The organism is Conexibacter stalactiti, from assembly GCF_033542075.1.
In the GTDB taxonomy this organism is placed as follows: domain Bacteria; phylum Actinomycetota; class Thermoleophilia; order Solirubrobacterales; family Solirubrobacteraceae; genus Conexibacter; species Conexibacter stalactiti.
In genome coordinates this window covers 1-5,085 of record NZ_JAWSTH010000185.1, presented here as the reverse complement: position 1 = coordinate 5,085, position 5,085 = coordinate 1, and the positions used below count along the sequence as shown (strand labels likewise).

At 71.9% G+C, this 5,085-nt stretch carries 2 protein-coding genes and 1 pseudogene; all 3 read right to left on the bottom strand.

The genetic code is table 11. From position 1 onward, the window contains the following. Positions 1–124: 124 nt before the first annotated feature. Positions 125–2,569 carry an FTR1 family protein gene (locus R7226_RS30905; RefSeq protein WP_318601392.1) on the bottom strand — a complete coding sequence of 815 codons (2,445 nt, stop codon included), beginning with the start codon at positions 2,567–2,569 and terminating at the stop codon, positions 125–127. Positions 2,570–2,576: 7 nt separating this feature from the next. Next, entirely contained in the window at positions 2,577–3,704 is a 1,128-nt protein-coding gene (locus R7226_RS30900) for a hypothetical protein (RefSeq protein WP_318601391.1), read from the bottom strand. 104 nt (positions 3,705–3,808) lie between these two features. After that, positions 3,809–5,085 (bottom strand): annotated as a pseudogene (locus R7226_RS30895) (hypothetical protein); the annotation flags it as partial.

The following is a 5,085-nucleotide window of genomic DNA, read 5'->3' as shown; positions in this document are numbered from 1 at the left end:
CGCGCGCGGCGCGCAGCCGCCTCGGGCTCGCCGACGCGCTCGCGGCCGCGGGCGAGAGCGACGCCGCCGCGCGCGAGCGGGCCGGCGCGCTGTGGGAGCTGCGCGCGCTCGGGATGGTCGAGCGCTAGGAGGCGCTGTCGGCCGTCTCGGGCGTGGCCGCCGTCGCCCGCTTCTTGCGCGCGAGCCGCTTCGGCCGTCTCACGCGCACCTCCTGCGCGAGGTAGTACGAGCCGACGACGAAGACGAACGCGGCGACCTGCGCGCCGACGGTCTCCCACGTCGGGTAGACACCGAACCAGAGGCTCAGCCAATAGGGCGGGTCGAAGCCCATCGGCGTGATCGGCAGCCAGCCGGTCCCCTGCATCGTGCGCGCCGTCTGCCCGACCATCACGACGAGCACGAAGCCGATCATCACGCCGGTGACGATCAGCATCTTCTTGTACGGCAGCTTGCGCTGGACGGCGAACGTCAGGACGGCGACGCCGAGCACCATCGCGAGGCCGAGGCCGGCGCCCTCGACGACCGTCGCGGTGCCGGCGCTCAGCTCCAGCGACTGCAGGAAGAGGACCGTCTCGAAGCCCTCGCGGTAGACCGAGGTCAGCCCGAGCAGCACGAGGCCGACCACCTGCGCGGAGATGAAGCCGACTCTGTCGTATCTCTCCAGCCGTCTGCGCTGGCGGTGGAACTTGCCGATCCACTCGCTCCAGTAGACCTTGTGGAAGAACCAGTTGGTGATCAGCAGCAGGACCGCGATCGCGATCACGCCGACGACGGCCTCCAGCTTCTCGCCGTACTGGTCCAGCGACGTCAGCAGCGTCTGCGCCAGCACCCAGGTGACGATCGAGGCGAGCAGGCCGAGAGCGGCGCCGATCAGCACCGGCCGCCGCATCCGTCGCTTGGCGCCGACGAACGAGGCCGTGATCGCGGCGAGGATCAGGACCGCCTCCAGCCCCTCGCGGAAGACGAGGATCGCCGAGTTGACGACGACCTGGGTCTTGTTCGCGCTGTCGCCGAGCGTCGCGGCGGCATCGCCGAGCTTCTCGTCGAGCACGATCCGCGTCTCGTGGATGTCGCGCCGTGAGGCGCGGTCGGCGATCAGCGTCGCGAGGCCGTCCTGGTCGAGCGCGCCGAACCAGATCAGGCCCTCGACGTCGAGCGCGAGGCCGGGGTCGAACGCCTTCAGGCGGCGCTCGGGACCGAACTCGAAGAAGGCGTACGCCTCCAGCCGCGCCTGCTCGGCCTGCTGGTACTGGCCGGCGCCGGCGGCCGCCTCCATGCGATCGAGCGTCAGCGCGATCAGGTCGTAGTCGGACTCGTCGGTCGCCTCCTGCCACGCCTGCGGCATGATCGCCTCGAGCCCGTCCTCGATCTGCGAGGTCAGCTCGTCGACCTCGCCGGAGGGCGTCACGCCCTCCTTTCTCTTCGTCGCCTCGTCGACGATCGCGCCGAGTCTGTCGAGCTGCTCGGCGATCGCCGCGGTGCGGGTCGGGTCGCGCTTGGCGAGCGTCGCCTGCAGGTCCTGGAACGCGGCGGTCGCGCCCGATTGGAAGGCGACCGCCTCCTGGATCTCGAAGTCGAGGTTGACGCGCCCGTCCTTGACGCCGCGGCCGTACTCGACCGGCACGAGCGCGAGGAAGCGCAGCAGCTGCTGGGCGCGGCGCGCGGCCTCCTCGTCGGTGAAGGGCGCGGCGGTGAAGCCGTCGAGCGCGGCGACCGCGTCGGCGTGCGCCGCTCTGAAGCCGGCCGAGTCGCCGGTGCGCGCCGCTCTCTGCAGCGCGGCGTAGGCGGCGAGCGCGCTGTCGGCTCTCGCGTCGCCCATGTCCTGCAGGTAGCGCGGCAGCAGGATGCGGAAGTAGCCGGCCGCCTGCGCGGCGGCCTCGGCGCGGCGGTTGGGCAGGTCGCGCTCGTCGCCGCGGGCGGCGTCGTCGAGCAGCTCGCGCAGCCGCCCCTGATAGGCGTCGAGCAGGTCCTTGACGACGATCGCGCGGGCGGCGTCGGGCGTCACTCTTCTGCTCGCGAGCTGCTGGATCGCGAGCGTCGCGTCGCCGCCGGGGCGGGTGAAGCGGGTCGCGGTGCGGAACTCGCGCAGCAGCAGCCACTGTCTGGCGGTCGCGGCGTCGCCGTCGGCGACGGCGTCGAGCGTCACCTCGTAGGCGCCGGCGAAGAGCGCGGCGCGGATCTCGCCGCGGGCGGCGGCGAGCGCCACCTCATCGCCTGCTCTGGCCGCTCTGAGCGCGTCGTCGAAGCCGGCGAGGATCGCTCTGCCGGCGTCGGGATCGGCGGCGCTGACGGTCTTTGCCAGCGACCGCTCGTATTGCAAGCGAGCGCGCTCGACGGCCTGCACGGCCTCCGCGCTGGTGCCGAGGATCAGCGCCGTCTGCGCCTCGAACAGCTGCCCGCGCACCTGGTCGGCGACGCGCCACGGCTGGGCGGCGGCAGCGCCGCCGCCTGCCGCGGAGCTGCCGCCGGCCGTCGCCGCCCCGGCCGCGCCCGCCACCGCCCCGCCCCCGCTCAGCAGCAGCGCGATCAGTGCGAGCAGGAGCGGCAGCGGACGGCGGCGGTACGTCATGCGTCGATCAGTTCTCCAGCGTGATGTTCAACTGCGCGGCGGCCTGCGAGACCTGGCCCGCGATCGCCTCCGCCTGGTCCTGCGCCTCGCCGCCGAGCGTGTCGGCGTCGCTGGCGGTGAATCTGCGGCCGTCGGCCTCCTCGTCGCGCAGCCGCTCGGCGAACGCGGTCAGTCTTCTCAGCGAGGTGCCGGTCTGCTTCGCCTGCTCGGCGTCGACGCCCGCGATCGACGGCTCGATCGAGTCGTAGACGAGCACGAGGCCGCCGAGGATGTCGGCGATGTCGGAGAGGCGCGAGGTGCCGACGAAGCCGGACTCGGTCGCTCTGTCGCCCGCGACGAAGCGCGAGTTCTTCCACGCCTCGAAGTACTCCGACATCGTCGGCGTCATCACGACGACGGCGGTGAAGACGTCCTCCGGGGCCGGCTCCCATCTGTGCGCGGCGTCGTCGAGCTCCTGCGCGGTCGTGTGGAAGTCTCTCGCGGTCGCGACGAGGAAGTCGGCGTCGGGAAGGGCCTCTCCGAACACCACTCTGCCATCACCGTTCAGGTCCGGTCTCACACCTCTGACGGTGAATCTCGGCTCGGTGCCGAAGACCGACGTCTCGACGAGCGCGAAGAAGTTGCCCGGCTGTCTGTACGTCTTGCCGGCCGGCGTTCTGATCGAGAACGGCACCGCGTTCTCCGGGTCGCTGGCGTCACCGCCGGCGTCGATGATCACGTCGAAGTCGGCCAGCTCGGGGACACCCGCGACGACGCCCTCCATCTCCTCGTAGGAGGGGTTGGCGGTGCGCAGGTCTCTCTGCAGCTGCGTGACGAGCCGCTGGACCTCGGGCCCTCTCGTCGCCAGCAGTCTGGCGTAGTCGAAGTCGGCCGACTCAGCCAGCGCGTAGTACGCCTCGGCGTCTCTCTGCAGCGTCTCGGTGTCGGTGATGAGCCGCTGCGTGTGCTCGTAGAGGTAGTCCTGGATCGGCGCGTAGTCGATCTGCGCGGCCGCGGTCGTCGCCGTCGTCGAGGCGCCGGTCGCGGCGCTGGTGCTCGCCGAATCGTCGTCGCTGCCGCAAGCCGACAGCGCGAGCGCCGCGCCGACGGCCAGCAGCGCAGGCGCATTGCGCCAGCGCGTGATCAGGTTCGTCATCGTTCTCCTGAGAGGGTGAGTGGGCCTTGCTCGCCCGCGGGGCGACGATTAGGGCATCCTAACATTAGGTGGCCTTTATGGACGCTTCCCGCGGGGCGAGGGGATCAATTGGGCGCGTGCACGCCTTCGTCGTCGTTGGGTCGGTTGCGGCCGAAGACGCGCTCCTGCAACGCCGGCCGCGCGGTCGTGTCGACGTCGCCGACGAGCTGGCAGAGCGCGCCGGGGAACGGCGTCGTGGAGGCGTTTCCGCCATACGGGTCGGTCCAGTACAGGCGCGCCCCGCCGGCGTTGTCGAGCGTCGTCTCACGCAGGTAGACGTCGCGGTGGGTGCCGTCGAACGGTGAGCGCGGATCGTTGAAGGCGTAGGCGCTCGGGAGCGTCCCGCCTGCCGTGGCCCCGTCGCAGGCGGCCGAACGGGCGCGGTCACCGTTGCCTTCGACCTCCCAGCAGAGGTCGAGCGTGCGGCCCAGTCTCGTGCTCGCGCCCGGGTTGGCGTAGCGGCTCGGGTCGAAGACGCCGAAGGCCGGGTCGAACGCCGCCAGCGTGCGCCCGTCGGCGGTCCGCAGCTCGTTGCTCGCGCTCCACTTCTCGTACAGCGCCCACGCCGAGGTCGTCACGCCCGCTCTGACCAGCGTCGTCTGCTCGACGCAGGCGCGATCGGGGATCGAACGGCTGCCGGCGCCGCTCGGATAGCCGTTGTCGGTCGTCGTCACGCTCGTCGCCGGATCGCAGGCGCGCACGTAGCTGCCGGGCGGGCCGAAGCGGCTGATCGTGTCGCTGACCAGCTCGGTGCCGTCGTCGCAGCGGACGGCGTAGAGCAGCTCGTGGACGTTGTTGGAGAGCGCGTCGGGCGAGTGCGAGCCCTGATGGACGGAGACGAGGTAGTCGCAGGTGACGCCGACGCTCGATCCGTCGGCGGCCAGCAGCCTGACGTCGTTCTCGTAGTCGACCTTGTAGCCGACGTTGTCCTCGTGGCGGATTCTCGTGCCGGGGTTGGCAGCGGCGTAGACGTCGAGCGATTCGGTCGCGAGGCCGAACGGGATCCCGGCGTACTGCTCCGCGCCGGCCGCCGCGAGGTGGTCGGCGACCCAGTCGCCGATGTCGGAGCCGGCCGGATCGCGGCCGTGCTCGTGACCGAAGGTGCAGCGAGCGCCGGTCGCCGGGTCGATCGTCGTCGGCGGGTGCCAGGTCGGGTAGCGCTTGCCGTCGGGACCGATCACCGAGTAGCGCTCGTGGACGGTCGCGGGACAGCTGTCGTAGACCGACGGCGTCCAGCTCGCGGAGGCGTACGACGGCTGCGCCGGCGGCAGCTGCGGCGGCAGGCCGTCGCCGGCCGGGGCCGGCGCGGGCTGCTGCGGCGCGGGCAGCGCCGGTGCGGGCG